The sequence below is a fragment of the Vibrio sp. JZG120 genome (assembly GCF_053890955.1).
The window spans coordinates 237,448-263,405 of the sequence record NZ_JBSRRK010000005.1 but is presented as its reverse complement, the minus strand read 5'-3'; the positions used below and the strand labels follow the sequence as shown (position 1 = coordinate 263,405).

Below are 25,958 nucleotides of genomic sequence, written 5' to 3'. Positions count from 1 at the left end.
CAATAAAACCCGTTAGAATAAAGAAAACCGTTTCTGAGTTATCACATGCACAGCGATCTTTTTTCAGACTTAGTCAATCATGGCTTCTTAGACACAGAAGCAAACCAACTTATCGAAAATGGTGAGTTACTCGAACTGCCTACGCGCCACATTCTTAACCACCAAGGAGAGTTTAGCTCGCACCTTTACTTCATTATTGAAGGGTTATGCCATGCAAGCTATCTCACTGAGCAGGGCAAAGAGTTCAGTAAAGAATTTTATTGGGAGAAAGACTGGGTTATCGGCTTTGAGAGCATAATTAAGAACCAACCTTCGCCTTACTTATTGGAAACGCTGAGCGCTTGTCAGCTATTTTGCTTACCAATTGAAACGCTGCATCAATGGCGAGCAGAAAAACACGCCATTTACTTAAAGCTACTCGAAAACCAACTGGTTAATAAAGAGAACAAAGAACGCTTTATGCTGCTCTACTCCCCAGAGGAACGATATCAACTATTTTGCGCCCATTACCCAGACTTAAAGCTACGTATTACCGATAGCCAAATAGCTGCTTATCTTGGGATCACGCCTATCAGTTTGAGCCGAATTAAAGCGCGCTTAACTAAAGATCACACTCTCAAATAAACTCGAAAAAGAAAAGGCTCTTCAAACGAAGAGCCTTTCTATGCTATTTGAGCTATTTAAGAATTCGCGCCCGGAACTGGCGCCCTTTCATCTTGCCGTTACTAATGGTTTGTAGAGCCTTTTTAGCCACAGACTTTTCGACGGCAACATAAGCGCGCACAGGGAACAGATGGATCTTTCCGACTTGAAAGCCTGGAATACCATTTTTTCCTGTCAGACAACCTAAAATATCACCCGGTCGTACTTTCTGTTTCTTACCGCCATCAATGTTAATCGTCACCATTTTCGCTTGGTATGGCTGCTGATTTGATTTGGCAGGCAATGTTGCTGGTACCACGTCCATCTCTAGGTATTCTTCAATACGAGCTACACGTAAACCGTCTTTCTCACCAAAAAAGCTGAACGCTAAACCTTTACTACCCGCACGACCTGTACGACCAATACGGTGCACATGAACCTCAGGATCGCGCGATAGCTCAAAGTTAAAGACAGCATCAAGATTATCAACGTCCAAACCACGCGCCGCAACGTCTGTTGCGACAAGGATAGAAACACTCTTGTTAGCAAACTGCACCAATGCTTGATCGCGTTCACGCTGTTCTAAGTCCCCATGGATATCGATAACGCTGAACCCTTTGCGATGCAACTCATCTGCGACACTTTGCACTTCTTTTTTGGTATTGCAAAAAACCACAGCGGACTCTGGTTGGTGAGTCAGTAGCAAGTTCGCCAACGCTTCATCACGCGCTTCCGAACCTTCAACTTTGTAGAAATGCTGAGCAATGCTTGAGGTATCGTGCGTCGATTCCACCTTAATGACTTCAGGCGTCTGCATGATACGCTGCGCAATTTGCTCAATTTTCTCTGGGAAAGTAGCACTGAAAAGTAGAGTTTGACGCTGCTTTGGCGCTGCATCAATAATCGCATCTAATGCGTCTTGGAAACCCATGTCCAACATGCGATCAGCTTCATCTAGCACCAAGGTATTCAGCTCGCTAAGGTTAATTCGGCCTTTCTCAAGGTGATCCAAAATACGGCCAGGTGTGCCGACTAGGATATGCGCACCATGCTCCAGAGAACCAATTTGTGGCCCCATTGGCATCCCACCGCAGAGAGTAAGCACTTTAATATTATGAATGCCACGACCTAAAGTACGAATTTCCTTCGCGACTTGATCCGCAAGCTCACGAGTTGGACACAATACTAATGACTGGACACGAAAGCGTTTGACGTTAAGGTTCGATAAAACACCCAAGCCAAATGCAGCGGTTTTACCTGAGCCCGTTTTACCCTGCCCGATGACATCACGATGTTTTAGGATTGCAGGCAAACTCAAAGCTTGAATTGGCGTCATGTGGGTGTAGTTCAGGGAATCAAGTGTGGCGAGTAACGCTGGGTTTAGCCCGACTTGATCAAAAGTTTGTTTGCTCACGGGAATATCCTCAGGTGAGATGAAAAGAGGGCACATTATCACCAGATTTGGTGGGAAAACCAGTGATAATTAACCTTTGTTAATGAGTATGAGTACAAAACAAAGTAAAGTCAGTCACTCTACTCTCATGACGGATGACAACATGCTCACTTGGATTACTTTGCCCTTTGCTCAACTGACAACCACACAATTGTATACAATGATGAAATTACGTGTGGATGTATTCGTCGTTGAACAAACCTGCCCTTATCCTGAACTGGATGGCAAAGACACACTGGAAGGTGTTTATCATCTAATAGGTTACCACGGTGATGAACTTGTTGCTTGCGCACGATTGCTACCCGCTGGCACGACGTATGACAATGTGAGCATTGGTCGAGTCGTCACCAAACAAACTGCGCGTGGTGATGGTCTGGGACATAAGTTGCTGGAAGAGGCATTAACGCAGTGTGAAATATTGTGGCCAGGACAGACGATTGATATAGGAGCTCAAGAGCATCTCATCCAGTTTTATGCGAGTCATGGATTCAAAGTTATTTCTGATCGCTACCTAGAGGATGGTATTCCTCATGTGGATATGCGAAAAGAAGCCGTAGCGATATAACGCGTTCATTGCTAGGTTAACTAATTCAAAGATAGATAAACTAAAAAGACGCGATACCTTCGCGTCTTTAGCTCATTTGAAGCATCTACTTATTGCGCCCAAAGGTCCCATCCGATAAGCGGAAAAACATGACGGACCGGCCGCTTTTTTCTAGTTGCAGCATATCCAACTCGCCTTCATCGCTAAGCTTAAAGCGAATCAATTGTCCTTGTTTAATTTGGCTCAGCGGCTTATCACTGCCTTCGATTTTTACTAGAGCGCTAAGATCCGCCATCGAGAGCTTATTACTTCTGAAAACCTGCGCTAACGTGTCACCATTTTTAACCGTGTACTCTTTCCAGTCTTCGGATTTCGGCCCAGAATTCTGAGAGGTTCTTTGCTGGCTTAGACTCTGTGCATTCAGCTGAATCGCTACGCGCTGATGATCGACCTCAGCTTGCTCAACTGATTGTTCTGTTTTATTCGGCAAAGGAATAACAAGGAGTACCAGAATCAATGGCACTAAAACCATCAAAGCTCGCTGATGGAATTTCGGTAGGCGCAGCCAAAACTGCTTAACAGGCTGTATACGCTCCAACCATTGCTCTTTGTTGAACGGCTGCTTCCAGTCGATAGCAGCGAATTTTTGTTTAACCAATTCGACATAGTCGACTTGCTGCTTTTTCTTTCTGCGACGATTCATTTTAATGAGTCCCTTAATACTTCTACTGCCAGTATAAAAATACCGACGCGGAGAGTATATGTTTTTCACTAAACTAAAATGGAATTTGGATTAAATTAGCAGAAATTTCACTTGGAGTAAGAGATAAGTCACACCCTGGCCGCCTCAATTAAGCATTCAGTCGCAATCATTTAAACCTAAGCTCGAAACTGATATCCTGTTGCCTTTATCACTCCTAACAAGAGCGACATTCATGTCTGAAATTAAATTTGAAACTGCAGAACAAAAAGCAAGCTACGGCATTGGTCTGCAAATGGGTCAGCAACTTGCAGGTTCTGGTCTTGAAGGTCTTAGCGTTGATGCTATCGCAGCGGGTATTGCAACAGCACTAACTGGTGACATGCCATCAATCGAAATTGATGAAATCAACAAAGCACTACAAGAACTTCACACTCGTGCAGAAACCGCTCGCCAAGAAGCAGCGAAAATTGCAGCAGCAGAAGGCGAAGCGTTCCTAAAAGACAACGCACTACGCCCTGAAGTTAACGTTCTAGACTCTGGCCTTCAGTACGAAATCATTTCTGAAGGTACTGGTGCAGTTCCAACAGCAGAAAGCTCAGTTCGCGTTCACTACCACGGTGAGCTAACTGACGGTACTGTATTCGATAGCTCTGTATCTCGCGGTCAACCAGCTGAATTCCCTGTTACAGGCGTAATCAAAGGCTGGGTAGAAGCACTACAACTAATGCCTGTTGGTTCTAAGTGGAAACTATACGTACCACAAGACCTTGCGTACGGTGAGCGTGGCGCTGGTGCAGCTATCCCTCCATTCGCAGCACTAGTTTTCGAAGTAGAACTACTAGATATTCTTTAATTGAAACCATTTTCAATTATGATTTAATAAAACGGCGCATTAGCGCCGTTTTTTTGTCTAAACTGAAAAGACTTTCTCACCTCTAAACCTTTCATTCTGATAGCCTTTAAAACAATAAAATCACGTTAAAAACGCTCAACCTTCGGAGGTACTATGCGTAAAACACTCCTGACTCTGGCACTCTTATCAATGAACATTGGTAGTGCACACGCATTCTTAGATTCCGTCACGCAAAAAAGTAAAGAAAGTGGCCTAATGGATATGGTAGGTAGTAGCCTGAACACTGAATCATCTCCATTGACAGACATGCTAACTAGCCAATTACCTGTATCTACAGAACAAGCGGCTGGAGGTAGTGGCGCACTACTCGCTTTGGCTCAAAGCCAGCTTTCACAAGAAAATAGCAGTGAATTACAGTCTTTGATTCCTGGGCTTTCAAACTTGCAAGGAGCACAAAGCTTACTAGGGAATATTGAGAATATTAGTGCAGTAAAAAGTGCATTCGATACGTTGGGTTTAGATCCCTCTATGATCAGTCAGTTTGCTCCAGTAATTCTGGATTACCTAAATAAGCAAGGCGCTAGCGAGGGACTTCTAAGTTCGTTGGGCGGGTTGTGGAATACTAGTAAATAAGCGCAAGTGAGAATCACTTTTAGCAGAAGTCTGTATATATTAAAACGATATGCAGACTGAAAAAATAAAGATTTACTGAATCGCAGATACAAAAAAGCCGAGCTAACGCTCGGCTTTCTCGTTCTTACGAACTGATTACTCAGCAGCTTCTTCAGCAGCTGGGCGATCTACAAGCTCAATGTAAGCCATTGGAGCTTTATCACCAGCACGGAAGCCAGCTTTTAGGATACGAGTGTAACCGCCCTGACGAGCAGCAAAACGCGGACCTAGTTCGTTAAATAGTTTTGCAACTACTTCGTTGTCACGAGTACGTGCAAATGCTAGACGACGGTTAGCAACACTGTCAGTCTTAGCTAGTGTAATCAAAGGCTCAACTACGCGACGTAGCTCTTTTGCTTTTGGCAAAGTAGTCTTGATAACTTCATGACGTACTAGAGAGCTAGCCATGTTGCTGAACATCGCTTTGCGATGTGAGCTGTTGCGGTTGAGTTGACGACCACTCTTACGATGGCGCATGACCTAATCCTTCTAACTAGTATCGATTAATCTTCAGCGATTGATGCAGGTGGCCAGTTTTCTAGGCGCATGCCCAGAGACAGACCACGTGACGCAAGTACGTCTTTAATCTCAGTAAGAGATTTTTTACCAAGGTTAGGCGTTTTAAGTAGCTCAACCTCAGTACGTTGTACTAGATCACCGATGTAGTGAATCGCTTCTGCTTTCAGACAGTTAGCAGAGCGAACTGTTAGTTCAAGATCGTCTACAGGACGCAGTAGGATCGGATCGAATTCTGGCTTCTCTTCTTTCTCCTCAGGAACTCGTACATCACGAAGATCTACGAATGCATCCAATTGTTCAGCTAGGATTGTAGCTGCACGACGGATTGCTTCCTCAGGTTCTAGAGTACCGTTTGTTTCCATATCGATAACAAGCTTGTCTAGATCAGTGCGCTGTTCTACACGAGCTGCTTCTACAGCGTAGGCAATTTTGTCTACTGGGCTGTAAGTAGCATCTACTAGTAGGCGACCGATTGGACGCTCGTCTTCTTCGTTATGGATACGCGCAGAAGCTGGAACATAACCACGACCACGTTCTACTTTAATACGCATTGCGATTTCAGCGTTGTCATCCGTTAGGTGACAAATAACGTGTTCAGGGTTAGCGATCTCTACATCACCATCATGGGTGATGTCACCTGCAACCACAGGGCCCGAGCCTGATTTGTTCAAAGTAATGAACACTTCATCTTTGCCTTCAGCAACACGCACTGCCAAACCTTTAAGGTTTAGAAGGATTTCAAGAATATCTTCTTGTACACCTTCTTTAGTGCTGTACTCGTGAAGTACGCCTTCAATTTCTACTTCTGTCACTGCACAACCAGGCATAGAAGATAGAAGAATGCGGCGAAGTGCATTACCCAGAGTATGACCAAAGCCACGCTCTAATGGCTCAAGAGTTACTTTTGCGTGAGTCGAGCTGATTTGTTCGATGTCAACTAGACGTGGCTTAAGAAATTCTGTTACAGAACCCTGCATTGTGTCCTCTCTTTAGTTTAAACCTTACTTAGAGTAAAGCTCGACGATCAATTGTTCGTTGATGTCAGCTGATAGATCAGAACGCTCAGGCATACGCTTGAATGTACCTTCCATCTTGCCACCATCTACTTCAATCCAAGTTGGTTTTTCACGTTGTTCAGCAACTTCTAGAGCCGCTTTAATACGAGCTTGCTGTTTAGCTTTCTCGCGGATAGAAACAACGTCATTAGCCGCTACTTTGAAAGAAGGAACGTTTACAACTTTACCGTTTACTAGGATAGCTTTGTGGCTAACTAGCTGACGTGCTTCTGCGCGAGTTGCACCAAAGCCCATGCGGTAAACTACGTTATCAAGACGACCTTCAAGAAGCTGAAGTAGGTTTTCACCAGTGTTGCCTTTTAGGCGAGCAGCTTCTTTGTAGTAGTTACGGAATTGTTTTTCTAGAACGCCGTACATACGACGTACTTTTTGCTTCTCACGAAGCTGAACGCCATACTCAGATAGACGACCGCGACGAGCGCCGTGTACACCTGGTGCGTTATCAATTTTACACTTGGTATCGATCGCGCGAACACCAGACTTAAGGAATAAGTCAGTGCCTTCACGACGGCTAAGCTTCAGCTTAGGACCCAAATATCTTGCCATGATTCTTCTCCAATTGTCCTAGAAACGTTATACGCGACGTTTCTTAGGTGGACGACAACCGTTATGAGGGATTGGTGTAGCATCAACGATGTTTGTGATGCGGAAACCAGCGGCGTTTAGTGCACGAACAGTAGATTCGCGACCTGGACCAGGACCCTTAACCATAACTTCCAAGTTCTTTAGGCCGTATTCTTTAGCCATTTCAGCACAACGCTCAGCAGCAACCTGTGCAGCGAACGGAGTAGACTTACGAGAACCACGGAAACCAGAACCACCTGCAGTAGCCCATGCAAGAGCGTTACCTTGACGGTCAGTAATGGTTACGATTGTGTTATTGAAAGAAGCATGGATGTGCGCAACGCCATCTGCAACTTGCTTGCGTACGCGCTTACGAGCGCGAGTTGGTTGTTTAGCCATTGTACTCTACCTTCCCGATTATTTCTTGATCGGCTTACGCGGACCCTTACGGGTGCGAGCGTTGGTTTTAGTACGCTGTCCACGTAGTGGTAGACTGCGACGATGACGAAGACCACGGTAACAGCCAAGGTCCATAAGACGCTTGATGTTCATAGATACTTCACGACGTAGATCACCTTCTACAGTGTACTTAGCTACACCATCACGCAGTTGATCGATCTGCTCTTCAGTTAGTTCACTGATCTTAACATTTTCAGCAATACCCACTTCAGCTAGGATAGCTTGAGAGCGAGTTTTACCGATGCCGTAGATCGCTGTTAGAGCGATTACTGCATGTTTCTGATCAGGAATGTTAATGCCTGCTATACGGGCCATTATTCACTCCTAAGTGTTTCTATAAAAGAATTAGCCGCAGCAAAGCCCGTTATGGATACGCTGCGGAATACTACTTCTTTTGCACGCAAAAGGTAGGCCGAGGAATATACTCGACCCAACCTTCATTTTCAAGTAAAAATTTCTGCTAATTAGCCTTGGCGCTGTTTGTGCTTTGGCTCACTGCAAATCACGCGAACGACACCGTTACGCTTGATTACTTTACAGTTACGGCAGATTTTTTTAACGGAAGCACGAACTTTCATTGCTAAACTCCGTAAATGAAACTGAGTCTACCGCCGGATTAACGGCCGTAGCCTTTCAGATTCGCTTTCTTCAACACAGAATCATACTGTTGAGACATCAGATGAGTCTGTACCTGTGCCATAAAGTCCATAATTACAACAACTACGATTAGTAGCGATGTACCGCCGAAGTAGAAACGTACGTTCCACGCGACCATCATGAACTCGGGAATCAGACAGATAAAGGTAATGTACAGTGCACCAGCAAGGGTTAAACGTGTCATTACTTTATCAATGTACTTCGCTGTCTGCTCACCTGGGCGGATACCGGGTACGAATGCACCAGACTTCTTCAAGTTATCTGCTGTTTCACGCGGGTTGAAAACCAACGCCGTGTAGAAGAAACAGAAGAAGATAATTGCTGCTGCATAAAGCATTACATACAACGGTTGACCTGGGCTAAGAGCCAAAGACACGTCAGTTAACCAACCGAACGCGCTGCTCTCGCCGTTTTGACCAAACCACTGAGCCAATGTTCCTGGGAACAAGATAATGCTTGATGCAAAAATCGCTGGAATTACACCTGCCATGTTAATTTTAAGAGGCAGATGCGAGCTTTGCGCAGCAAATACTTTACGACCTTGTTGACGCTTCGCGTAGTTAACGACGATTCGGCGTTGACCACGTTCCATGAAAACAACGAAGTAAATGACTGCAAAAGCTAATACCGCGATTAGCAACAGAAGAAGTACATGCAATTCACCTTGACGCGCTTGCTCGATTGTTTGACCGATTGCAGAAGGCAATCCAGCAACAATACCTGCAAAAATCAGTATCGAAATACCGTTACCAATTCCTCGCTCTGTAATTTGTTCACCTAACCACATTAAGAACATGGTACCGGTTACTAAACTTACGGTCGCAATTAGCGTAAACATGGTTTGGTTGATAACAACCAGATTGTCGACCATGTTTGGTAGGCCAGTTGCAATACCTATAGCTTGGAAGGTTGCAAGTACAAGCGTGCCGTAGCGTGTGTATTGGCTGATCTTACGACGGCCTGCTTCACCCTCTTTTTTGAGTTCAGCTAACGCTGGATGAACTACAGTTAGCAATTGGACAACAATAGATGCCGAAATATACGGCATGATGCCCAATGCTAATATAGATGCACGCTCAAGAGCACCACCGGAGAACATGTTAAACATTTCAACGATGGTACCTTTTTGCTGTTCGAACAAATCGGCAAGTACAGCAGCGTCAATACCAGGAATCGGCACAAAGGAGCCGGCTCGGAATACTAAAAGTGCACCAATTACGAATAACAAGCGCGACTTCAGTTCACTTAAGCCGCTCTGAGCACTACGAAAATCTTGTCCTGGTTTCTTAGCCATCTGTACCTCGTTCCTCGAGATTATTCCTCGATTTTACCGCCTGCAGCTTCGATTGCAGCTTTAGCGCCTTTAGTCACACGTAGACCTTTCACAGTCACTGCTTTGTTGATTTCACCAGAAAGAACAACTTTTACAAATTCGATGTTCTTAGTGATGATGTTAGCAGCTTTAAGACTGTTTAGATCAACTACGTCACCAGAAACTTTCGCTAGCTCAGCTAGACGAACTTCAGCAGACACTAGGCTCTTACGAGAAGTGAAACCGAATTTTGGTAGACGTTGTTTCAGAGGCATCTGACCGCCTTCGAAACCTGGACGAACACTGCCGCCAGAACGTGATTTTTGACCTTTGTGACCACGGCCACCAGTTTTACCTAGGCCTGAACCGATACCACGACCTACTCGCTTCGCAGAAGTTTTCGCGCCAGCAGCCGGTGCTAGAGTATTCAAACGCATTCTGATTACTCCTCAACTTTAACCATGTAGTAAACCTTGTTGATCATACCGCGAATACACGGAGTATCTTCAAGTTCTACTGTGTGGTTGATTTTACGAAGACCTAGACCGCGCAAAGTAGCTTTGTGCTTTGGCAGACGACCAATTGAGCTTTTAGTTTGAGTTACTTTAATAGTTGCCATGGTGTTCTTACTCCGAAATAGATTCAACAGTTAGACCACGTTTAGCAGCAACCATTTCTGGTGACTTCATGCTACCTAGTGCATCGATCGTTGCACGAACGATGTTGATAGGGTTCGTAGAACCGTACGCTTTAGATAGTACGTTGTGTACACCAGCAACTTCTAGTACTGCACGCATCGCACCACCTGCGATAACACCAGTACCTTCTGCAGCAGGCTGCATGTAAACTTTAGAGCCCGAATGGCGACCTTTCACTGGGTGGTGAAGAGTGCCTTCGTTTAGAGCGATCGTAGTCATGTTACGACGCGCTTTTTCCATTGCTTTTTGAATCGCTGCAGGTACTTCACGAGCTTTGCCGTAACCGAAACCTACACGACCATTACCGTCACCAACTACTGTTAGTGCAGTGAAGCTCATGATTCGACCGCCTTTAACCGTCTTAGATACGCGGTTAACTGCGATTAGCTTTTCTTGCAAATCATTCGCTTGAACTTGTTGTTCTTTAGCCATCTTCCAACCCTACCTTAGAATTTCAGACCAGCTTCGCGAGCAGATTCTGCTAGCGCCGCTACTCGACCGTGGTATTGGAAACCAGAACGATCAAATGCAACTGCAGTTACGCCCTTCTCAAGAGCGCGCTCAGCAATAGCTTTACCCACTGCTTTAGCTGCATCAACGTTACCAGTGTATTTCACTTGCTCACGGATCGCTTTTTCTACAGTAGAAGCTGCTGCGATAACCTCAGAGCCGTTAGCCGCGATAACCTGTGCGTACACGTGACGAGGAGTACGGTGTACAACTAGGCGAGTCGCACCCAGTTCTGCAATCTTACGACGTGCACGTGTAGCACGACGGATGCGAGATGCTTTCTTATCCATAGTGTTACCTTACTTCTTCTTAGCTTCTTTAGTACGCACATTTTCATCTGCGTAACGAACACCTTTGCCTTTGTATGGCTCAGGCTCACGGTAAGAACGAATGTCAGCCGCAACTTGACCAACTAGTTGCTTGTCAGCACCAGTGATCACGATTTCAGTTTGGCTTGGACATTCAGCTTTAATACCCGCTGGCAACTCGTGCTCAACTGGGTGTGAGAAGCCTAGTGTTAGACCTACAGCGTTGCCTTTGATAGCAGCACGGTAACCTACACCTTTAAGAGTTAGCTTCTTAGTAAAGCCTTCAGTAACACCAACAACCATGTTGTTAACTAGAGCGCGAGCAGTACCTGCTTGAGCCCATGCGTTAGCAACACCTTCTTTAGGACCGAAAGTCAGGTTATTTTCTTCCTGAGCGATTACAACTGCATCGTTAAGAACGCGAGTTAGTTCGCCTTTCGCACCTTTTACAGTGATTTCTTGGCCGTTTAGTTTCACCTCTACGCCAGCTGGAATAGCGACAGGTGCTTTTGCAACACGAGACATAGTCTACTCCTTATTAAGCTACGTAAGCGATGATTTCACCACCAAGACCTGCTTTACGTGCAGCGCGGTCTGACATAAGACCCTTGGAAGTTGAAACGATAGCAATACCAAGACCACCCATTACAGAAGGAAGTTCATCTTTCTTCTTGTAAACACGTAGACCTGGACGAGAAACACGTTTAAGTTGCTCGATTACTGGTTTAGCTTGGAAGTACTTAAGTGTAACTTCTAGCTCAGGTTTTGCTTCGCCTTCAACAGCGAAGTCAACGATGTAACCTTCAGCTTTTAGTAGTGCAGCAATTGCAACTTTAAGCTTTGAAGAAGGCATTTTTACAGCAACTTTGTTTGCTGCCTGACCGTTACGAACGCGGGTCAGCATATCCGAAATCGGATCTTGCATGCTCATATGATTTACTCCAAATGATTAAGTGGCAATTACCAGCTAGCCTTACGAAGACCCGGAATCTCGCCTTTCATGCAAGCTTCACGAACCTTAATACGGCTTAGACCGAACTTACGTAGGTAACCGTGTGGACGACCAGTTTGGTTGCAACGGTTGCGCTGACGTGATGCACTTGAATCACGTGGAAGAGATTGCAGTGTAAGAACCGCGTTCCAACGATCTTCTTCAGATGCGTTTACATCGCTGATGATAGCTTTTAGCGCTGCACGCTTTTCAGCGAACTTAGCTACTAGCTGTGCACGTTTAGCTTCACGTGCTTTCATTGATTGTTTAGCCATAACAGTAACCCTTCACCTTACTTACGGAATGGGAAGTTAAAGGCAGCCAGCAGAGCACGGCCTTCCTCATCAGTACCAGCAGACGTCGTAATAGTGATGTCTAAACCGCGTACACGATCAACTTTATCAAAGTCGATTTCCGGGAAGATGATTTGCTCGCGAACGCCCATGCTGTAGTTACCGCGACCGTCAAAAGACTTAGCGCTAACACCACGGAAGTCACGTACACGTGGAAGAGCGATGTTAATTAAACGCTCAAGAAAATCCCACATACGTTCGCCACGCAAGGTTACTTTACAACCGATAGGGTAGCCTTCACGGATTTTGAAACCTGCAACAGATTTGCGCGCTTTTGTGATAAGTGGCTTTTGACCAGAGATCGTTGCCATATCAGACGCTGCATTTTCTAGCAGTTTCTTATCGTTGATTGCTTCACCAACACCCATGTTTAGGGTGATTTTCTCGATTCTAGGGACTTGCATGACGCTTGTGTAACCGAACTGTTTGGTCAGTTCAGCGACTACAGACGACTTGTAGTAATCATGCAGTTTCGCCATAGTAGAACTCCAAATTACTTCTATTAGTTAGAAACGGTTTCGCCGTTAGACTTGAAGAAACGAACTTTTTTGCCGTCTTCAAAACGGAAACCGATACGGTCAGCTTTACCAGTAGCTGCGTTGAAAATCGCCACGTTAGAAACGTCGATTGCTGCTTCTTGCTCTACGATACCGCCTTGGATACCCATAGCTGGAACAGGTTTCTGATGCTTCTTAACTAGGTTGATACCTTCAACGATAACTTTACCAGTTGCTAGAACCTTAGTTACTTTACCTTTCTTGCCTTTGTCTTTACCAGCAAGAACGATTACTTCGTCATTACGACGGATTTTAGCTGCCATTTCTACGTGCTCCTTACAGAACTTCTGGAGCCAGTGAAACGATCTTCATGAACTTATCGCCACGAAGTTCGCGTGTCACAGGACCAAAGATACGTGTACCGATTGGTTGCTCAGTATTGTCGTTTAGCAATACGCAAGCATTTCGGTCGAAGCGAATGACAGAACCGTCAGGACGACGTACGCCTTTACGGGTGCGCACTACCACCGCCTTCAGAACATCACCTTTTTTAACTTTACCGCGAGGGATTGCTTCCTTCACAGTAACTTTGATGACGTCACCGATATGTGCATAACGGCGGTGAGAGCCACCCAGAACCTTAATACACATTACGCTGCGTGCGCCTGAGTTATCAGCTGCGTCCAGCATACTTTGCATTTGGATCATGTTAGTGCTCCGCTAAATATTAATAACTAGACCCATCACGGGTCGGGCTGCCTCTTTAAAAGGGACGCGAATTGTACCACCCTTTTTTGTGATTGGGTAGTCAAAAAATAAACGGCTCCAAAAATATTTTGGAGCCGCTTTAGTTTCATAGAATTAACGAGATTAAATCTTCGCCTTTTCTAGAACTTTTACCAAAGTCCAAGACTTAGTCTTAGACAGTGGACGACACTCTGCGATTTCAACTGTGTCGCCTAGGCCACACTCGTTGTTCTCGTCATGTGCGTGTACTTTAGTCGTACGTTTTACGTATTTACCGTAGATTGGGTGTTTTACGAAACGCTCGATAGCAACAGTGATAGACTTGTCCATCTTATCGCTAACAACACGACCTTGTTGAGTACGTTTTACTTCGCTCATTATGCGCCTGCCTTCTCAGTCAAAACAGTTTTCACACGTGCGATATCACGGCGTACAGCTTTCAGAGTATGAGTTTGCTGTAGTTGACCAGTCGCAGCTTGCATGCGCAAGTTGAACTGTTCACGTAGCAAATTCATTAGCTCAGCGTTAAGCTCTTCAACGCTTTTCTCGCGTAGATCTTGTGCTTTCATCACATCACCTGCTTAGTTACAAATGTAGTTTTGAAAGGCAGTTTACGTGCCGCAAGACGGAACGCTTCACGTGCCAATTCTTCAGGTACACCACCCATTTCGTACATAACCTTACCAGGTTGGATTTGGGCTACCCAGTACTCAACGTTACCTTTACCCTTACCTTGACGAACTTCAAGTGGTTTTTCTGTGATTGGTTTGTCTGGGAACACACGGATCCAGATTTTACCTTGACGCTTAACGTGACGTGTCATTGCACGACGTGCCGCTTCGATTTGACGAGCAGTTAGACGACCACGGCCAACAGCTTTAAGACCGAATTCGCCGAAGCTTACATCAGTACCTTTAGCTAGACCACGGTTACGACCAGTCTGAACCTTACGGAACTTAGTACGTTTAGGTTGTAGCATCTGTCGACTCCTTACTTACGGCCTTTACGCTGCTTCTTAGGCTTGTCGCCTTTAGGCTCTACAGCGTTAGCTGCTGGCATACCACCTAGGATTTCACCTTTGAAGATCCAAGTTTTAATGCCGATCACACCGTATTGAGTGTGAGCCGAAGAAGTTGCGTAATCAATGTCAGCACGTAGAGTGTGTAGAGGCACACGGCCTTCACGGTACCACTCTGAACGTGCGATTTCAGCGCCGCCTAGACGACCGCTTACTTCCACTTTGATACCTTTAGCGCCTAGGCGCATAGCGTTTTGTACTGCGCGCTTCATAGCACGACGGAACATAACACGACGCTCTAGCTGAGACGCGATGCTGTCACCAACAAGTTGCGCATCTAGTTCAGGCTTACGTACTTCAGCGATGTTAATTTGCGCTGGTACACCTGCAATTTTAGCTACAGCTGCGCGTAGCTTCTCAACGTCTTCACCTTTCTTACCGATAACAACGCCTGGACGAGCAGTGTGAATAGTCACACGGATGCTCTTAGCAGGACGCTCGATAACGATACGTGATAGAGACGCTTTTTTCAGTTCACTTGTAAGGAACTGACGTACCTTGAAGTCGCCGTCTAGGTTGTCAGCGAAATCTTTGGTGTTAGCAAACCATGTAGCATTCCAAGGCTTAACGATGCCTAGACGAATACCATTTGGATGTACTTTTTGACCCATTGCTTACTCTCCTAGTCTCTAGCGATCTGCTACAACAACAGTGATGTGGCTTGAACGCTTCAAGATACGATCCGCACGACCTTTAGCACGAGGCATAATACGCTTCATGGTTGGGCCTTCATCTACAAAGATTTTTGCGACATTCAGATCGTCAATATCTGCACCTTCGTTGTGCTCCGCGTTAGCGATAGCAGACTCTAGAACTTTCTTAACTAGTGCAGCAGCTTTTTTGTTGCTGAACGTTAGGATTTCTAGAGCTTGGTCAACAGATTTACCACGGATTAGATCCGCAACTAAGCGAGCTTTCTGAGGCGAAATGCGAGCAAAGTTATGTTTAGCAATTGCTTCCATTATTTACTCCTTAGCGCTTCTTAGCTTTCTTATCCGCAGCGTGACCGCGGTAAGTACGTGTTGGTGCGAATTCACCCAGTTTGTGACCGATCATTTCATCAGTTACAAATACTGGTACGTGCTGACGACCATTATGGACAGCGATGGTCAAACCGATCATCGTAGGGATGATCATTGAACGACGGGACCAAGTCTTAATAGGCTTTTTGTCTCCGCTTTCCACCGCTTTCTCTACCTTCTTCAGCAAGTGTAGGTCAATAAAAGGACCTTTCTTGAGAGAACGTGGCATGGCGATTCCTCTTTATATAGATTACTTGTTACGACGACGTACGATGTACTTGTCAGTGCGTTTGTTCTTACGAGTCTTGAAGCCTTTAGTAGGCATACCCCAAGGAGATACTGGGTGACGACCACCAGAAGTACGGCCTTCACCACCACCGTGTGGGTGGTCAATCGGGTTCATTACAACACCACGAACCGTTGGACGGATACCGCGATGACGTGATGCACCTGCTTTACCAAGTTCACGTAGCATGTGCTCAGAGTTACCAACTTCACCGATTGTTGCACGGCCTTCAGAAAGAACTTTGCGCATCTCGCCAGAACGTAGACGGATAGTTACGTACGCACCGTCGCGAGCAACGATTTGAGCGTAAGCACCAGCCGAACGAGCTAGCTGACCACCTTTACCAGGCTTAAGTTCAACGTTATGTACTGTTGAACCTACTGGGATATTACGCATTGGTAGAGTGTTACCAGCTTTGATTGGTGCATCAACACCAGACTGAATAACATCACCAGCTACAACACCTTTAGGTGCTAGGATGTAGCGACGCTCACCGTCTTTGTAAAGAACTAGAGCAATGTTTGCGCTACGGTTTGGATCGTATTCAAGACGCTCAACTGTCGCTGGAATACCATCTTTAGTACGTTTGAAGTCAACTACACGGTAGTGGTGCTTGTGACCACCGCCGATGTGACGTACTGTGATACGACCCTTGTTGTTACGACCACCGTTCTTAGAGTTTTTCTCTAGAAGAGGTGCGTATGGCTTGCCCTTGTGTAGGTCAGCGTTAACAACTTTAACAACGTGACGACGACCAGGGGAAGTCGGCTTACATTTAACAATAGCCATTTTTAACTACTCCTGTTATTCCGCGCCGCCAACGAAGTCAAGATCTTGACCTTCTTTCAAAGTAACGTACGCTTTCTTAACGTCGCTGCGGCGACCTTGGCGTAGACCTTGACGTTTGGTCTTACCCTTAGTGATAAGAGTATTTACAGACTTAACTTCAACTTCAAATAGCTTTTCTACAGCTGCTTTGATCTCTTTTTTAGTCGCATCTTTAGCTACTTTGAAAACGATAGTGTTCGCTTTCTCAGCTGCCATAGTTGCTTTTTCAGAGATGTGCGGTGCACGTAGAACTTTTAGGATACGCTCTTCAGTGATCATGCTAGCATTTCCTCTACTTGCTTAACTGCTTCTGCAGTCATTACAACTTTGTCAAACGCGATTAGAGATACTGGATCGATACCAGCAACATCACGTGCGTCAACTTTGTATAGGTTACGAGCAGCTAGGAATAGATTCTCATCTACTTCGCTAGTCACGATTAGAGCGTCAGTTAGCTCAAGCTCTTTAAGCTTAGCAACTAGCTCTTTAGTCTTTGGTGCTTCAACTGAGAAGTTATCAACAACGATTAGACGCTCTTGACGAACAAGCTCAGAAAGAATGCTCTTCATAGCACCACGGTACATTTTTTTGTTTACTTTTTGGCTGTGATCTTGTGGTTTCGCAGCAAAAGTAACACCACCTGTACGCCAGATTGGGCTACGGATTGTACCAGCACGCGCACGGCCAGTACCTTTTTGACGCCATGGCTTAGCGCCACCGCCAGAAACTTCTGAACGTGTTTTTTGAGCACGAGTACCTTGACGAGCACCTGCTGCGTACGCAACAACTACTTGGTGTACAAGAGCTTCGTTAAACTCACGTCCGAAAGTAGTTTCGGAAACAGTTAGTGCATCGGCACCTTTAACCATTAGTTCCATTACTTACTCCTGAGACGTTATGCTTTAACAGCTGGTTTAACGATCACGTTGCCGCCAGTTGCGCCTGGGACTGCACCTTTAATAAGAAGCAGGTTGCGCTCAGCGTCAACACGTACGATCTCTAGGTTTTGAGTCGTTACACGCTCAGCACCCATGTGACCTGCCATTTTCTTGCCTTTAAATACGCGACCTGGAGTCTGACATTGACCGATAGAACCAGGAGCACGGTGAGACAATGAGTTACCGTGAGTCATATCTTGAGTACGGAAGTTCCAACGCTTAACAGCGCCTTGGAAACCTTTACCCTTAGATGTACCAGTAACGTCTACTTTCTTAGTTTCGTTGAATAGTTCAACAGTTAGTTCTGAACCAACTTCGAACTCTTCGCCGTTTTCTAAACGGAATTCCCAAAGACCGCGACCAGCTTCAACGCCAGCTTTAGCAAAGTGACCTGCTTCAGCTTTGTTTACGCGGTTAGCTTTCTTAGAACCAGCTGTAACCTGGATTGCTGCGTAGCCGTCAGTTTCAAGAGTTTTCACTTGAGAAACACGGTTAGCTTCAACCTCAACAACAGTTACTGGGATAGAAACGCCTTCTTCAGTAAATACGCGGGTCATGCCCACTTTACGACCGATTAGACCAATCATACTTCTAATCTCCCTTAACCTAGGCTAATTTGAACGTCAACGCCCGCAGCAAGGTCTAGACGCATTAGAGCATCAACAGTCTTGTCTGTTGGCTCAACGATGTCGATTAGACGCTTGTGAGTACGGATTTCGTACTGGTCACGTGCTTTCTTGTTAACGTGTGGAGAGATAAGAACTGTGAAACGCTCTTTACGAGTTGGCAGTGGGATTGGACCACGAACCTGTGCGCCAGTGCGCTTAGCTGTTTCAACGATTTCCGCTGTAGAAGCATCGATTAGTTTGTAATCGAAAGCTTTTAGGCGGATACGGATACGTTGGTTCTGCATGAGACAGAGCTCCAAATTTAATAAATTACACAAACAATATCGCCACTCAAACTCGTCAAGACGAGAGAATGCCGATTGATTTATGTGAAACCGTAGCATCCAAGATTAGGACGCATTGTCAGTTAATTTTCGATTAACTATCCCTATATGCCAAAGTCACCTTTGAGGATAGTTTTTCCGAAGAAAAGATAGCTAATTGTATTAACCGCGAACATAAGCTGAGTATACATTACCTCACAAATCCTTAGATTTGCTCGCTCCTCACTGCTCATTGGTTCACAACTGGCTTAACCAGTGCGCTGCATTATACAGATCACACTTTAGGTTGCAAGCGCTGAGTGAAAAATAATCGGGAATATTCCAAACCCCATACATTCCTCTTCGCTTGGTAGCCATTAAACAAAAAGGACGCCGAAGCGTCCTTTTCTAAACTGTAATCGTAATAGCGGCTGCTATTATTTCTTACCGCTTGATAGTGCACCGAAACGCTTGTTGAAGCGATCAACACGGCCGCCTGTATCAACGATACGTTGCTTACCAGTGTAGAATGGGTGACACTTGTCACATACGTCTAGGTGGATAGACTCTTTACCTAGAGTAGAGTTGAACTCAAAAGAGTTGCCGCAAGAACAAGTCGCTTTTACTGCTTTGTATTCTGGGTGGATACCAGCTTTCATGGGATAACCTCAATAGTAGGCCGTGTCGCTATACGAATCTAAGCCGCACACCACACGCAATTAATAATAAAATGGGATACCGCATCAACTAATTGCCGAAGCCATATCTCAAGGCGCGATATAGTAAAGAATCACATTGCTCGGATCAACATATTTGGCAACTTTTTCGCCACTTTTTTAGCCAGACTAATCATAGAGGCACGATTCACGCTGAATCACATAGCTTTACTCGAATTTCCATACCGATTTTAATAGACTCTCATTTCCTTTCCCTCTTTTTAATAGCTAAGAATTTATGCGTCCAACCATTGCTAGAGTGGCATTACCCGTTCCGCTCGACAAACAATTTGATTACGCCATTCCGGGGCACCTGTTTCCGATCATTGGTGGACGCGTTTCCGTACCTTTTGGACGCCAAACCTTAGTCGGCATCGTCACCGCCATGGTGAACCACTCCGACTTTCCTAAAGAGCAGCTTAAGCCAATCAAAGCGGTATTAGACTCCCAACCGATATGGCCAGAGACGCTTTATTCTCTGCTAAATTGGTGCAGCCAGTTCTATCAGTACCCTCTAGGTGACACTCTACACAATGCAATGCCTGCCGCGCTGAGGAAAGGCAAACCGGCCGACTTTGCAACGCTACAAGAATGGCAACTGACAGAAGCAGGAAGAAATAAGCTCATGCAAGGGCTTGGGCGTGCAGTAAAACAACAGCGTGCACTCCAAATGATGGTCAACGGCCCAATCTCGCATCAAGAACTCTTGGATCAAGAAGTAAACTCGACCATCTTAAAAAATCTCGAAGAAAAAGGTTGGGTCGAGCGTATCGAGAAAAAGCCGGTTATTACGAAATGGAGTCAAAATGTAGAGTGCACGGTAGAGAAACCAAAGCTTAACCATGAACAAGCACTCGCGATTGCAAGCGTAAATAGCCAAACAGGCTTTGCTTGCTATTTATTAGAGGGGGTAACTGGCTCTGGTAAAACAGAAGTTTACTTAAACCTTATCAAGCCCGTCCTAGAGCAAGGGAAACAGGCATTAGTTTTAGTACCTGAGATCGGTCTAACGCCCCAAACCATCAACCGCTTTAAACATCGATTTAATGTCCCGGTAGATGTGATTCATTCCGGTTTGAATGAAACAGAGCGTTTGAACGCCTGGTTATCGGCTCGCGATAAAGCCGCGGGGATCATCATTGGTACGCGCTCAGCCCTACTGACACCTTTTGCTGATTTGGGGATTATTATCGTTGATGAAGAGCATGACTCCTCTTATAAGCAACAAGACAGCTTGCGTTACCACGCTCGTGATGTTGCTGTCATGCGCGCCCATAAAGAGCAAGTGCCGATTGTCCTTGGCTCAGCGACGCCAGCGTTAGAAACCCTACATAATGCACTGTCTGGTAAATATCACCATTTAACACTCACCCAACGAGCTGGCTCTGCCGTGCCAACCACCAATAAAGTGTTAGATGTAAAAGGTCAGTATTTAGAAAGTGGCTTATCCGCCCAACTGATTGCCGAAATGCGCAAACACTTAAAAATGGGTAATCAGGTTATGTTGTTTCTTAACCGCCGAGGTTTCTCGCCCGCTTTGATGTGCCATGAATGTGGTTGGATTGCAGAATGTAAACGCTGTGATGCGTACTATACGTTCCACCATTACAGCAACGAAATACGCTGCCACCACTGCGGCTCACAACAACCTGTCATTCATCAGTGTCAGGGGTGTGGTTCAACTCAACTGGTTACCGTCGGCGTAGGAACTGAGCAGCTCGAACAACAATTGGCTCAGTTATTTCCAGAATACAAAGCCATTCGCATCGACAGAGACAGCACACGTCGCAAAGGCAGCTTGGAAGATGCCCTTGAGTCGATTCGTAAAGGTGAATACCAAATACTGATAGGCACTCAAATGCTGGCTAAGGGGCACCACTTTCCAAATGTAACGCTCGTTGCTCTTTTGGATGTTGATGGCTCTTTGTATAGTAGTGATTTTCGCGCTTCGGAGCGATTAGCTCAGCTGTTTATTCAGGTCGCAGGTCGTGCTGGCCGAGCAAGTAAACCTGGCGAAGTGATCCTGCAAACTCACCATCCTGAGCACAGCTTGCTGCAAGCCCTACTTCAAAAAGACTATCGTCACTTTGCTATGACAGCTCTGGAAGAACGCAAACTGGCTCAGCTTCCGCCTTATAGTTTCTTGACTCTGTTTAAAGCAGAAGCAAACCAAAGTGAGGTAGTTGAAGACTTCTTACGTCAGGTTCGCTTTACCTTAGAATCGCATCCTTTATTTGACGACACTTGCATGGTGCTGGGTCCAACACCATCACCTCTCGCCAAACGTGCAGGCAAATATCGCTGGCAGCTGTTACTTCAAACCCAGCATCGTTCATTGATGCAAAAGTTATTAACCAGTGCCAAACCTGCTATTGAGTTGTTGCCAAATGCCAAGAAAGTTCGCTGGAATTTAGACATAGAGCCACAAGATCTCAGCTAGCAAACGTTTAACTATGTAATGAATTACCATTTAATGTGACGAGCGTCACGACGGGATTGCAATTTTTGTTAAACAGACCGTAACTTTCACTTTAGAAATGAATAGACTATCCAAATTAGAAAAGTCTAAAGTGACTTGTTCGCACAGACTTAGATTAAAACAATGACTATTCCCACAAATTGATGTCGCAGTGAAGAATCCATTTTTCCACTTGTTAACACGAACTGAGCGAAGAGCAAACGCTGCTCTAACTCAGCGTGATTACTATGATTTCAAACCGGAATAACGTCATCTTGGCAAAAAATAAACGAGAGGTTAAAAACTATGGCGACAATGAAGGATGTTGCCCAGCTTGCGGGAGTGTCTACGGCTACGGTATCTCGAGCATTAATGAACCCAGAAAAAGTATCTTCTTCAACGAGAAAAAGAGTAGAAGATGCCGTACTTGAAGCGGGTTATTCTCCAAACTCATTAGCGCGTAACTTACGTAGAAACGAATCAAAAACCATTGTCACTATCGTTCCCGACATCTGTGATCCTTATTTTTCTGAAATTATTCGCGGCATTGAAGATGCTGCCATGGAACATGGCTATCTAGTCCTGCTGGGCGATAGCGGACAACAGAAGAAACGCGAAAGTTCTTTCGTTAACCTCGTATTTACTAAGCAGGCGGATGGAATGCTACTGCTTGGCACAGATCTACCGTTCGATGTCAGTAAGCCAGAACAAAAGAACTTACCTCCGATGGTGATGGCGTGTGAATTTGCGCCAGAGTTAGAACTTCCGACAGTACATATTGACAACCTGACCTCAGCATTTGAAGCGGTGAATTACCTAACCCAATTAGGTCATAAACGCATCGCGCAAATCTCGGGGCCAGATACGGCAATATTGTGTCAGTTCCGCCAGCAAGGCTACCAACAAGCCCTGCGCCGTGCCGGCATCAATAAAGATCCACAATATAGTGTCATTACTGAGTTCTCTTTTGATGGCGGAGCAAAAGCCGTTCGTAAACTGCTCGAATTACCTGAGCCACCAACAGCTATTTTCTGTCACTGTGACACAATGGCCATCGGCGCAATTCAAGAAGCGAAAAAGCTTGGCTTACGAGTACCGCAAGATCTCTCTGTTGTGGGCTTTGATGACATTAACTTCGCTCAGTACTGCGATCCGCCGTTGACCACTATCTCTCAGCCTCGCTATGAGATTGGTCGACAAGCGATGCTAATGATGCTTGAGATGTTAAAAGGCCACGACGTGCATTCAGGCTCGCGTTTGCTTGAAACTAATCTCGTCATTCGCGGAAGTGCAGCGCCACCACAGCGCCCTTAACCTAAAGATTAGGTATTCATACCCAAAGCGGTGCTAAGGCGCCGCTTTTTATTTACCCCTCCTGCTTTTTGTATATCCCCGAATAAATATAAGCGAGAACGGAAACACACTCCTACACTCGGGCGTTGTCGCGCTTTAGCTATCAAGATTCTATCAATAGGGTGTTTTCTCAACTCGTTCTGGATTAACATATTTGCAAGAATCCTTGATGACCAGAAATAACCGTGGCAAATAGAGATTATGTAAGACGGGGGCGAGGTGCCCCAAAAAAGTCGACAAAAAAACAACCGCCGAGAAGAAAAAAACCTTGGCGTAGTGGCCTGCTCGCTATCTTGCTTGTGGGTGGTTTTGGCTATGGTCTTTACCTTTTGAGTAGCGACCCAGAGCCCAAACCACCTGTCGTGAAGCAGCCAACAACCACTGTAAGCAAACCAAAGCCGAAAAAAGATTTGCCGCCACCACCAGAAGAAAAGTGGGAATATGTCGAGTCACTACCGAAACGTGAAGTTGAAGTTGTGGCCAAAGAAATTGAAGTTTCTAAAATTCCTTACATCATGCAATGTGGTGCTTACAAAACCCAGGCGCAAGCAGAAGAGCGTAAGCTTGCAATCGCGTTCCAAGGGATGTCGAGCAAGATTCGTAAGAAAGAAGGCAGTTCATGGTATCGCGTGGTGCTAGGTCCGTATAAGTTCAAACGTGATGCAGAACGTGACCGTCATAAACTGCAACGCGCGAAAATCGAGCCATGTGCGATTTGGAAAGAAAATCTTTAAACTCAGGCCCTAGGAGCTAAGATCCTAGGGCCTTTCTTTTTGCCCCCTTGAATCCCTATTTCCCCTCCCCCATATACTGAATTAAATCCAAAGAGAAATAATCAAGAGGTCGACTGTGACTACCATTGTATCTGTACGTCGAAATAATAAAGTCGTCATCGCGGGTGATGGCCAAGTATCTCTAGGCAATACCGTAATGAAAGGTAATGCGCGCAAAGTTCGCCGCTTATATAACAACCAAGTACTAGCGGGCTTTGCTGGCGGCACTGCGGATGCCTTCACCCTTTTTGAGCGCTTCGAAAGCAAGCTGCAAATGCACCAAGGCCACCTAACTAAGGCTGCGGTTGAGCTAGCCAAAGACTGGCGTAGCGATCGTGCTCTGCGCAAGCTCGAAGCCTTGCTTGCCGTTGCCGACGAAACCGCATCGTTAATCATTACTGGTAATGGTGATGTCGTACAGCCAGAACACGACCTGATTGCGATTGGCTCTGGTGGTGCTTACGCACAAGCAGCCGCAACCGCCCTACTAGAAAACACAGATCTAGATGCTCGTGAGATCGCGGAAAAAGCCCTCAATATCGCGGGTGATATTTGTGTCTTCACTAACCATCACCACACGGTAGAAGAGCTAGACTCAACAATAGAGCCTGAAAAACCAACCGCGTAATCGTAACGAAGTAAGGAAAGAATATGTCTGAAATGACGCCTCGCGAAATCGTTCATGAATTGAACCGCCACATTATCGGTCAAGAAAAAGCCAAGCGTTCGGTTGCGATTGCACTTCGTAACCGCTGGCGCCGTATGCAGCTTGAAGAAAGCTTGCGTGCCGAAGTGACGCCAAAAAACATTTTGATGATTGGTCCTACTGGTGTTGGTAAGACTGAAATAGCACGCCGCCTAGCAAAACTGGCAAATGCACCATTCATCAAAGTTGAAGCGACAAAATTCACAGAAGTGGGTTACGTTGGTAAAGAAGTTGAAACCATCATCCGTGACCTGACTGATGTCGCGGTAAAAATGACGCATCAACAAGCGATGGAAAAAGTAAAATTCCGCGCTGAAGAGCAAGCGGAAGAACGCATTCTTGATGCGCTACTGCCACCAGCACGTGATAGCTGGGGTCAAGCAGAGCAAACGGAAGAGTCTTCTCACACTCGCCAGATCTTCCGTAAGAAACTGCGTGAAGGCCAACTAGACGATAAAGAAATTGAAATCGACGTAGCCGCACCACAAATGGGCGTAGAGATCATGGCGCCCCCAGGTATGGAAGAGATGACTAACCAGCTGCAAGGCATGTTCCAAAACCTGGCAGGCGACACTAAGAAAAAGCGTAAGCTGAAAATCAAAGACGCAATGAAAGCGTTAGCGGAAGAAGAAGCGGCGAAACTGGTAAACCAAGAAGAGCTAAAAGAAGCTGCGATTTTCAACGTTGAAAACAACGGCATCGTATTTATCGATGAGATCGACAAGATCTGTAAACGCGGTGAGAGCTCAGGCCCAGACGTTTCACGCGAAGGTGTTCAGCGCGATCTACTTCCATTGATTGAAGGCAGCACGGTATCAACCAAGCACGGCATGGTAAAAACAGACCACATTCTGTTTGTTGCATCTGGTGCATTCCAAGTGGCAAAACCATCTGACTTGATCCCAGAATTGCAAGGTCGTCTACCAATTCGCGTTGAGCTAGAAGCACTAAGCAGCAACGACTTCAAACGCATTCTGACAGAGCCAAAAGCCTCTCTAACAGAGCAGTACGTTGCGTTGATGAAAACGGAAGATGTGGACATCGAGTTCACAGAAGATGGCATCACGCAAATTGCGGAAGCGGCATGGACGGTCAACGAAAGCACAGAAAACATCGGTGCTCGTCGCTTACACACCGTTATGGAACGCTTAATGGATGAAATCTCTTACGACGCGGCGGAGCAATCTGGCGCGAAGTTTGTTATTGATGCCGCTTATGTGAAAGAGCGCCTAGGCGACACGATTGAAGATGAAGATCTAAGCCGCTTTATTCTTTAATCGTAATCTATCCCACCAAAGCCCAGAGCCTTGT

Annotated in this window: 40 protein-coding genes; 9 read left to right on the top strand and 31 right to left on the bottom strand. The window is 45.6% G+C overall.

Annotated features, from left to right (window positions below; translation table 11 throughout):
• Positions 1 to 45: 45 nt before the first annotated feature.
• A complete protein-coding gene (locus ACWPOD_RS12785) occupies positions 46 to 624 on the top strand; it encodes a Crp/Fnr family transcriptional regulator (RefSeq protein ID WP_047009024.1) in 579 nt (192 codons plus the stop codon).
• Between the two features lie 52 nt (positions 625 to 676).
• Here ACWPOD_RS12785 and dbpA read toward each other — a convergent pair whose 3' ends face one another.
• A complete protein-coding gene (gene dbpA / locus ACWPOD_RS12780) occupies positions 677 to 2,056 on the bottom strand; it encodes an ATP-dependent RNA helicase DbpA (RefSeq protein ID WP_167426976.1) in 1,380 nt (459 codons plus the stop codon).
• Between the two features lie 142 nt (positions 2,057 to 2,198).
• Here dbpA and ACWPOD_RS12775 point away from each other — a divergent pair, with 142 nt between their 5' ends.
• Positions 2,199 to 2,660 (top strand): GNAT family N-acetyltransferase, encoded by a 462-nt coding sequence (locus tag ACWPOD_RS12775; RefSeq protein ID WP_031780248.1) that lies wholly within the window; start codon positions 2,199 to 2,201, stop codon positions 2,658 to 2,660.
• An 85-nt stretch (positions 2,661 to 2,745) separates the two neighbouring features.
• Here the strand turns inward: ACWPOD_RS12775 and ACWPOD_RS12770 are convergent, their stop codons facing one another.
• Positions 2,746 to 3,342: a LysM-like peptidoglycan-binding domain-containing protein gene (locus ACWPOD_RS12770; protein WP_047009022.1), complete on the bottom strand. Its 597-nt coding sequence runs from the start codon at positions 3,340 to 3,342 to the stop codon at positions 2,746 to 2,748.
• Positions 3,343 to 3,574: 232 nt separating this feature from the next.
• On the opposite strand from ACWPOD_RS12770, the gene ACWPOD_RS12765 reads away from it, so the two are divergent.
• Both ACWPOD_RS12765 and ACWPOD_RS12760 read left to right on the top strand, forming a co-directional pair.
• Positions 3,575 to 4,195: an FKBP-type peptidyl-prolyl cis-trans isomerase gene (locus ACWPOD_RS12765; protein ID WP_005392370.1), complete on the top strand. Its 621-nt coding sequence runs from the start codon at positions 3,575 to 3,577 to the stop codon at positions 4,193 to 4,195.
• 153 nt (positions 4,196 to 4,348) lie between these two features.
• Positions 4,349 to 4,828, top strand: a complete 480-nt coding sequence (locus tag ACWPOD_RS12760; protein ID WP_012841172.1) for a DUF2780 domain-containing protein — start codon at positions 4,349 to 4,351, stop codon at positions 4,826 to 4,828.
• A gap of 135 nt (positions 4,829 to 4,963) precedes the next feature.
• On the opposite strand, the gene rplQ is transcribed toward ACWPOD_RS12760, so the two are convergent.
• The 29 genes from rplQ to rpmE all read right to left on the bottom strand — a co-directional run bounded on the left by rplQ (position 4,964) and on the right by rpmE (position 19,300).
• Positions 4,964 to 5,344, bottom strand: coding sequence for a 50S ribosomal protein L17 (gene rplQ / locus ACWPOD_RS12755; RefSeq protein ID WP_005383141.1), 381 nt, complete (start codon positions 5,342 to 5,344; stop codon positions 4,964 to 4,966).
• Between the two features lie 26 nt (positions 5,345 to 5,370).
• Entirely contained in the window at positions 5,371 to 6,363 is a 993-nt protein-coding gene (locus tag ACWPOD_RS12750; RefSeq protein WP_005383143.1) for a DNA-directed RNA polymerase subunit alpha, read from the bottom strand.
• Between the two features lie 24 nt (positions 6,364 to 6,387).
• Positions 6,388 to 7,008 carry a 30S ribosomal protein S4 gene (rpsD, locus tag ACWPOD_RS12745; RefSeq protein WP_005383146.1) on the bottom strand — a complete coding sequence of 207 codons (621 nt, stop codon included), beginning with the start codon at positions 7,006 to 7,008 and terminating at the stop codon, positions 6,388 to 6,390.
• Positions 7,009 to 7,035: 27 nt separating this feature from the next.
• Positions 7,036 to 7,425 carry a 30S ribosomal protein S11 gene (gene rpsK, locus ACWPOD_RS12740; RefSeq protein ID WP_001118870.1) on the bottom strand — a complete coding sequence of 130 codons (390 nt, stop codon included), beginning with the start codon at positions 7,423 to 7,425 and terminating at the stop codon, positions 7,036 to 7,038.
• A gap of 18 nt (positions 7,426 to 7,443) precedes the next feature.
• Positions 7,444 to 7,800 carry a 30S ribosomal protein S13 gene (gene rpsM, locus ACWPOD_RS12735; protein WP_005383154.1) on the bottom strand — a complete coding sequence of 119 codons (357 nt, stop codon included), beginning with the start codon at positions 7,798 to 7,800 and terminating at the stop codon, positions 7,444 to 7,446.
• 149 nt (positions 7,801 to 7,949) lie between these two features.
• Positions 7,950 to 8,063 carry a 50S ribosomal protein L36 gene (gene rpmJ, locus ACWPOD_RS12730; protein WP_000868186.1) on the bottom strand — a complete coding sequence of 38 codons (114 nt, stop codon included), beginning with the start codon at positions 8,061 to 8,063 and terminating at the stop codon, positions 7,950 to 7,952.
• Between the two features lie 38 nt (positions 8,064 to 8,101).
• Positions 8,102 to 9,436: a preprotein translocase subunit SecY gene (gene secY / locus ACWPOD_RS12725; RefSeq protein ID WP_005379562.1), complete on the bottom strand. Its 1,335-nt coding sequence runs from the start codon at positions 9,434 to 9,436 to the stop codon at positions 8,102 to 8,104.
• A 20-nt stretch (positions 9,437 to 9,456) separates the two neighbouring features.
• Positions 9,457 to 9,891, bottom strand: coding sequence for a 50S ribosomal protein L15 (gene rplO, locus ACWPOD_RS12720; protein ID WP_005383155.1), 435 nt, complete (start codon positions 9,889 to 9,891; stop codon positions 9,457 to 9,459).
• Positions 9,892 to 9,896: 5 nt separating this feature from the next.
• Positions 9,897 to 10,073, bottom strand: coding sequence for a 50S ribosomal protein L30 (gene rpmD / locus ACWPOD_RS12715; protein ID WP_005379565.1), 177 nt, complete (start codon positions 10,071 to 10,073; stop codon positions 9,897 to 9,899).
• 7 nt (positions 10,074 to 10,080) lie between these two features.
• The gene (rpsE, locus tag ACWPOD_RS12710) at positions 10,081 to 10,584 is read right to left on the bottom strand and encodes a 30S ribosomal protein S5 (protein ID WP_004745894.1); all 504 of its coding nucleotides are present in this window, start codon (positions 10,582 to 10,584) and stop codon (positions 10,081 to 10,083) included.
• A gap of 14 nt (positions 10,585 to 10,598) precedes the next feature.
• A complete protein-coding gene (rplR, locus tag ACWPOD_RS12705; RefSeq protein WP_005379568.1) occupies positions 10,599 to 10,952 on the bottom strand; it encodes a 50S ribosomal protein L18 in 354 nt (117 codons plus the stop codon).
• Between the two features lie 9 nt (positions 10,953 to 10,961).
• Positions 10,962 to 11,495, bottom strand: coding sequence for a 50S ribosomal protein L6 (gene rplF, locus ACWPOD_RS12700; protein ID WP_005392377.1), 534 nt, complete (start codon positions 11,493 to 11,495; stop codon positions 10,962 to 10,964).
• A 13-nt stretch (positions 11,496 to 11,508) separates the two neighbouring features.
• On the bottom strand, positions 11,509 to 11,901 hold the full coding sequence (gene rpsH / locus ACWPOD_RS12695; RefSeq protein WP_005379572.1) for a 30S ribosomal protein S8: 393 nt from the start codon (positions 11,899 to 11,901) through the stop codon (positions 11,509 to 11,511).
• A gap of 29 nt (positions 11,902 to 11,930) precedes the next feature.
• Positions 11,931 to 12,236: a 30S ribosomal protein S14 gene (rpsN, locus tag ACWPOD_RS12690; RefSeq protein ID WP_012841173.1), complete on the bottom strand. Its 306-nt coding sequence runs from the start codon at positions 12,234 to 12,236 to the stop codon at positions 11,931 to 11,933.
• Between the two features lie 17 nt (positions 12,237 to 12,253).
• Positions 12,254 to 12,793, bottom strand: a complete 540-nt coding sequence (gene rplE, locus ACWPOD_RS12685) for a 50S ribosomal protein L5 (RefSeq protein ID WP_005379573.1) — start codon at positions 12,791 to 12,793, stop codon at positions 12,254 to 12,256.
• 23 nt (positions 12,794 to 12,816) lie between these two features.
• Positions 12,817 to 13,134 (bottom strand): 50S ribosomal protein L24, encoded by a 318-nt coding sequence (rplX, locus tag ACWPOD_RS12680; protein WP_005379574.1) that lies wholly within the window; start codon positions 13,132 to 13,134, stop codon positions 12,817 to 12,819.
• A 13-nt stretch (positions 13,135 to 13,147) separates the two neighbouring features.
• Complete coding sequence (gene rplN / locus ACWPOD_RS12675; RefSeq protein ID WP_004410450.1) at positions 13,148 to 13,519, bottom strand: 50S ribosomal protein L14; 372 nt, start codon at positions 13,517 to 13,519, stop codon at positions 13,148 to 13,150.
• Between the two features lie 162 nt (positions 13,520 to 13,681).
• Entirely contained in the window at positions 13,682 to 13,936 is a 255-nt protein-coding gene (rpsQ, locus tag ACWPOD_RS12670) for a 30S ribosomal protein S17 (protein WP_005379575.1), read from the bottom strand.
• Positions 13,936 to 14,127, bottom strand: a complete 192-nt coding sequence (rpmC, locus tag ACWPOD_RS12665) for a 50S ribosomal protein L29 (protein ID WP_005379576.1) — start codon at positions 14,125 to 14,127, stop codon at positions 13,936 to 13,938. The genes rpsQ and rpmC overlap by 1 nt, the downstream gene beginning before the upstream one ends.
• Positions 14,127 to 14,537, bottom strand: a complete 411-nt coding sequence (rplP, locus tag ACWPOD_RS12660; protein WP_005379577.1) for a 50S ribosomal protein L16 — start codon at positions 14,535 to 14,537, stop codon at positions 14,127 to 14,129. Before rplP ends, rpmC begins: the two co-directional genes overlap by 1 nt.
• Before the next feature lie 11 nt (positions 14,538 to 14,548).
• On the bottom strand, positions 14,549 to 15,247 hold the full coding sequence (gene rpsC, locus ACWPOD_RS12655; RefSeq protein ID WP_005383161.1) for a 30S ribosomal protein S3: 699 nt from the start codon (positions 15,245 to 15,247) through the stop codon (positions 14,549 to 14,551).
• An 18-nt stretch (positions 15,248 to 15,265) separates the two neighbouring features.
• A complete protein-coding gene (gene rplV / locus ACWPOD_RS12650; RefSeq protein ID WP_005383164.1) occupies positions 15,266 to 15,598 on the bottom strand; it encodes a 50S ribosomal protein L22 in 333 nt (110 codons plus the stop codon).
• Between the two features lie 10 nt (positions 15,599 to 15,608).
• On the bottom strand, positions 15,609 to 15,887 hold the full coding sequence (gene rpsS / locus ACWPOD_RS12645; protein WP_004394525.1) for a 30S ribosomal protein S19: 279 nt from the start codon (positions 15,885 to 15,887) through the stop codon (positions 15,609 to 15,611).
• A 21-nt stretch (positions 15,888 to 15,908) separates the two neighbouring features.
• Entirely contained in the window at positions 15,909 to 16,733 is an 825-nt protein-coding gene (gene rplB, locus ACWPOD_RS12640; protein WP_005383168.1) for a 50S ribosomal protein L2, read from the bottom strand.
• A gap of 15 nt (positions 16,734 to 16,748) precedes the next feature.
• On the bottom strand, positions 16,749 to 17,051 hold the full coding sequence (rplW, locus tag ACWPOD_RS12635; RefSeq protein ID WP_004398471.1) for a 50S ribosomal protein L23: 303 nt from the start codon (positions 17,049 to 17,051) through the stop codon (positions 16,749 to 16,751).
• Positions 17,048 to 17,650 carry a 50S ribosomal protein L4 gene (gene rplD, locus ACWPOD_RS12630; protein ID WP_005379556.1) on the bottom strand — a complete coding sequence of 201 codons (603 nt, stop codon included), beginning with the start codon at positions 17,648 to 17,650 and terminating at the stop codon, positions 17,048 to 17,050. Before rplD ends, rplW begins: the two co-directional genes overlap by 4 nt.
• Before the next feature lie 17 nt (positions 17,651 to 17,667).
• Positions 17,668 to 18,297 (bottom strand): 50S ribosomal protein L3, encoded by a 630-nt coding sequence (gene rplC / locus ACWPOD_RS12625; protein WP_005379555.1) that lies wholly within the window; start codon positions 18,295 to 18,297, stop codon positions 17,668 to 17,670.
• Positions 18,298 to 18,311: 14 nt separating this feature from the next.
• Positions 18,312 to 18,623: a 30S ribosomal protein S10 gene (gene rpsJ, locus ACWPOD_RS12620; RefSeq protein WP_004410492.1), complete on the bottom strand. Its 312-nt coding sequence runs from the start codon at positions 18,621 to 18,623 to the stop codon at positions 18,312 to 18,314.
• A gap of 455 nt (positions 18,624 to 19,078) precedes the next feature.
• Positions 19,079 to 19,300: a 50S ribosomal protein L31 gene (gene rpmE / locus ACWPOD_RS12615; RefSeq protein ID WP_005379546.1), complete on the bottom strand. Its 222-nt coding sequence runs from the start codon at positions 19,298 to 19,300 to the stop codon at positions 19,079 to 19,081.
• A 295-nt stretch (positions 19,301 to 19,595) separates the two neighbouring features.
• On the opposite strand from rpmE, the gene priA reads away from it, so the two are divergent.
• The 5 genes from priA (at position 19,596) to hslU (ending at position 25,924) form a co-directional block, all read left to right on the top strand.
• A complete protein-coding gene (gene priA / locus ACWPOD_RS12610; protein WP_272164862.1) occupies positions 19,596 to 21,797 on the top strand; it encodes a primosomal protein N' in 2,202 nt (733 codons plus the stop codon).
• A 303-nt stretch (positions 21,798 to 22,100) separates the two neighbouring features.
• On the top strand, positions 22,101 to 23,129 hold the full coding sequence (gene cytR / locus ACWPOD_RS12605) for a DNA-binding transcriptional regulator CytR (protein ID WP_254901949.1): 1,029 nt from the start codon (positions 22,101 to 22,103) through the stop codon (positions 23,127 to 23,129).
• 224 nt (positions 23,130 to 23,353) lie between these two features.
• A complete protein-coding gene (ftsN, locus tag ACWPOD_RS12600; RefSeq protein ID WP_053809480.1) occupies positions 23,354 to 23,902 on the top strand; it encodes a cell division protein FtsN in 549 nt (182 codons plus the stop codon).
• Positions 23,903 to 24,017: 115 nt separating this feature from the next.
• Positions 24,018 to 24,569 (top strand): ATP-dependent protease subunit HslV, encoded by a 552-nt coding sequence (gene hslV / locus ACWPOD_RS12595; protein ID WP_033905999.1) that lies wholly within the window; start codon positions 24,018 to 24,020, stop codon positions 24,567 to 24,569.
• 23 nt (positions 24,570 to 24,592) lie between these two features.
• On the top strand, positions 24,593 to 25,924 hold the full coding sequence (gene hslU / locus ACWPOD_RS12590; RefSeq protein WP_006742475.1) for an HslU--HslV peptidase ATPase subunit: 1,332 nt from the start codon (positions 24,593 to 24,595) through the stop codon (positions 25,922 to 25,924).
• Positions 25,925 to 25,958: the final 34 nt, after the last annotated feature.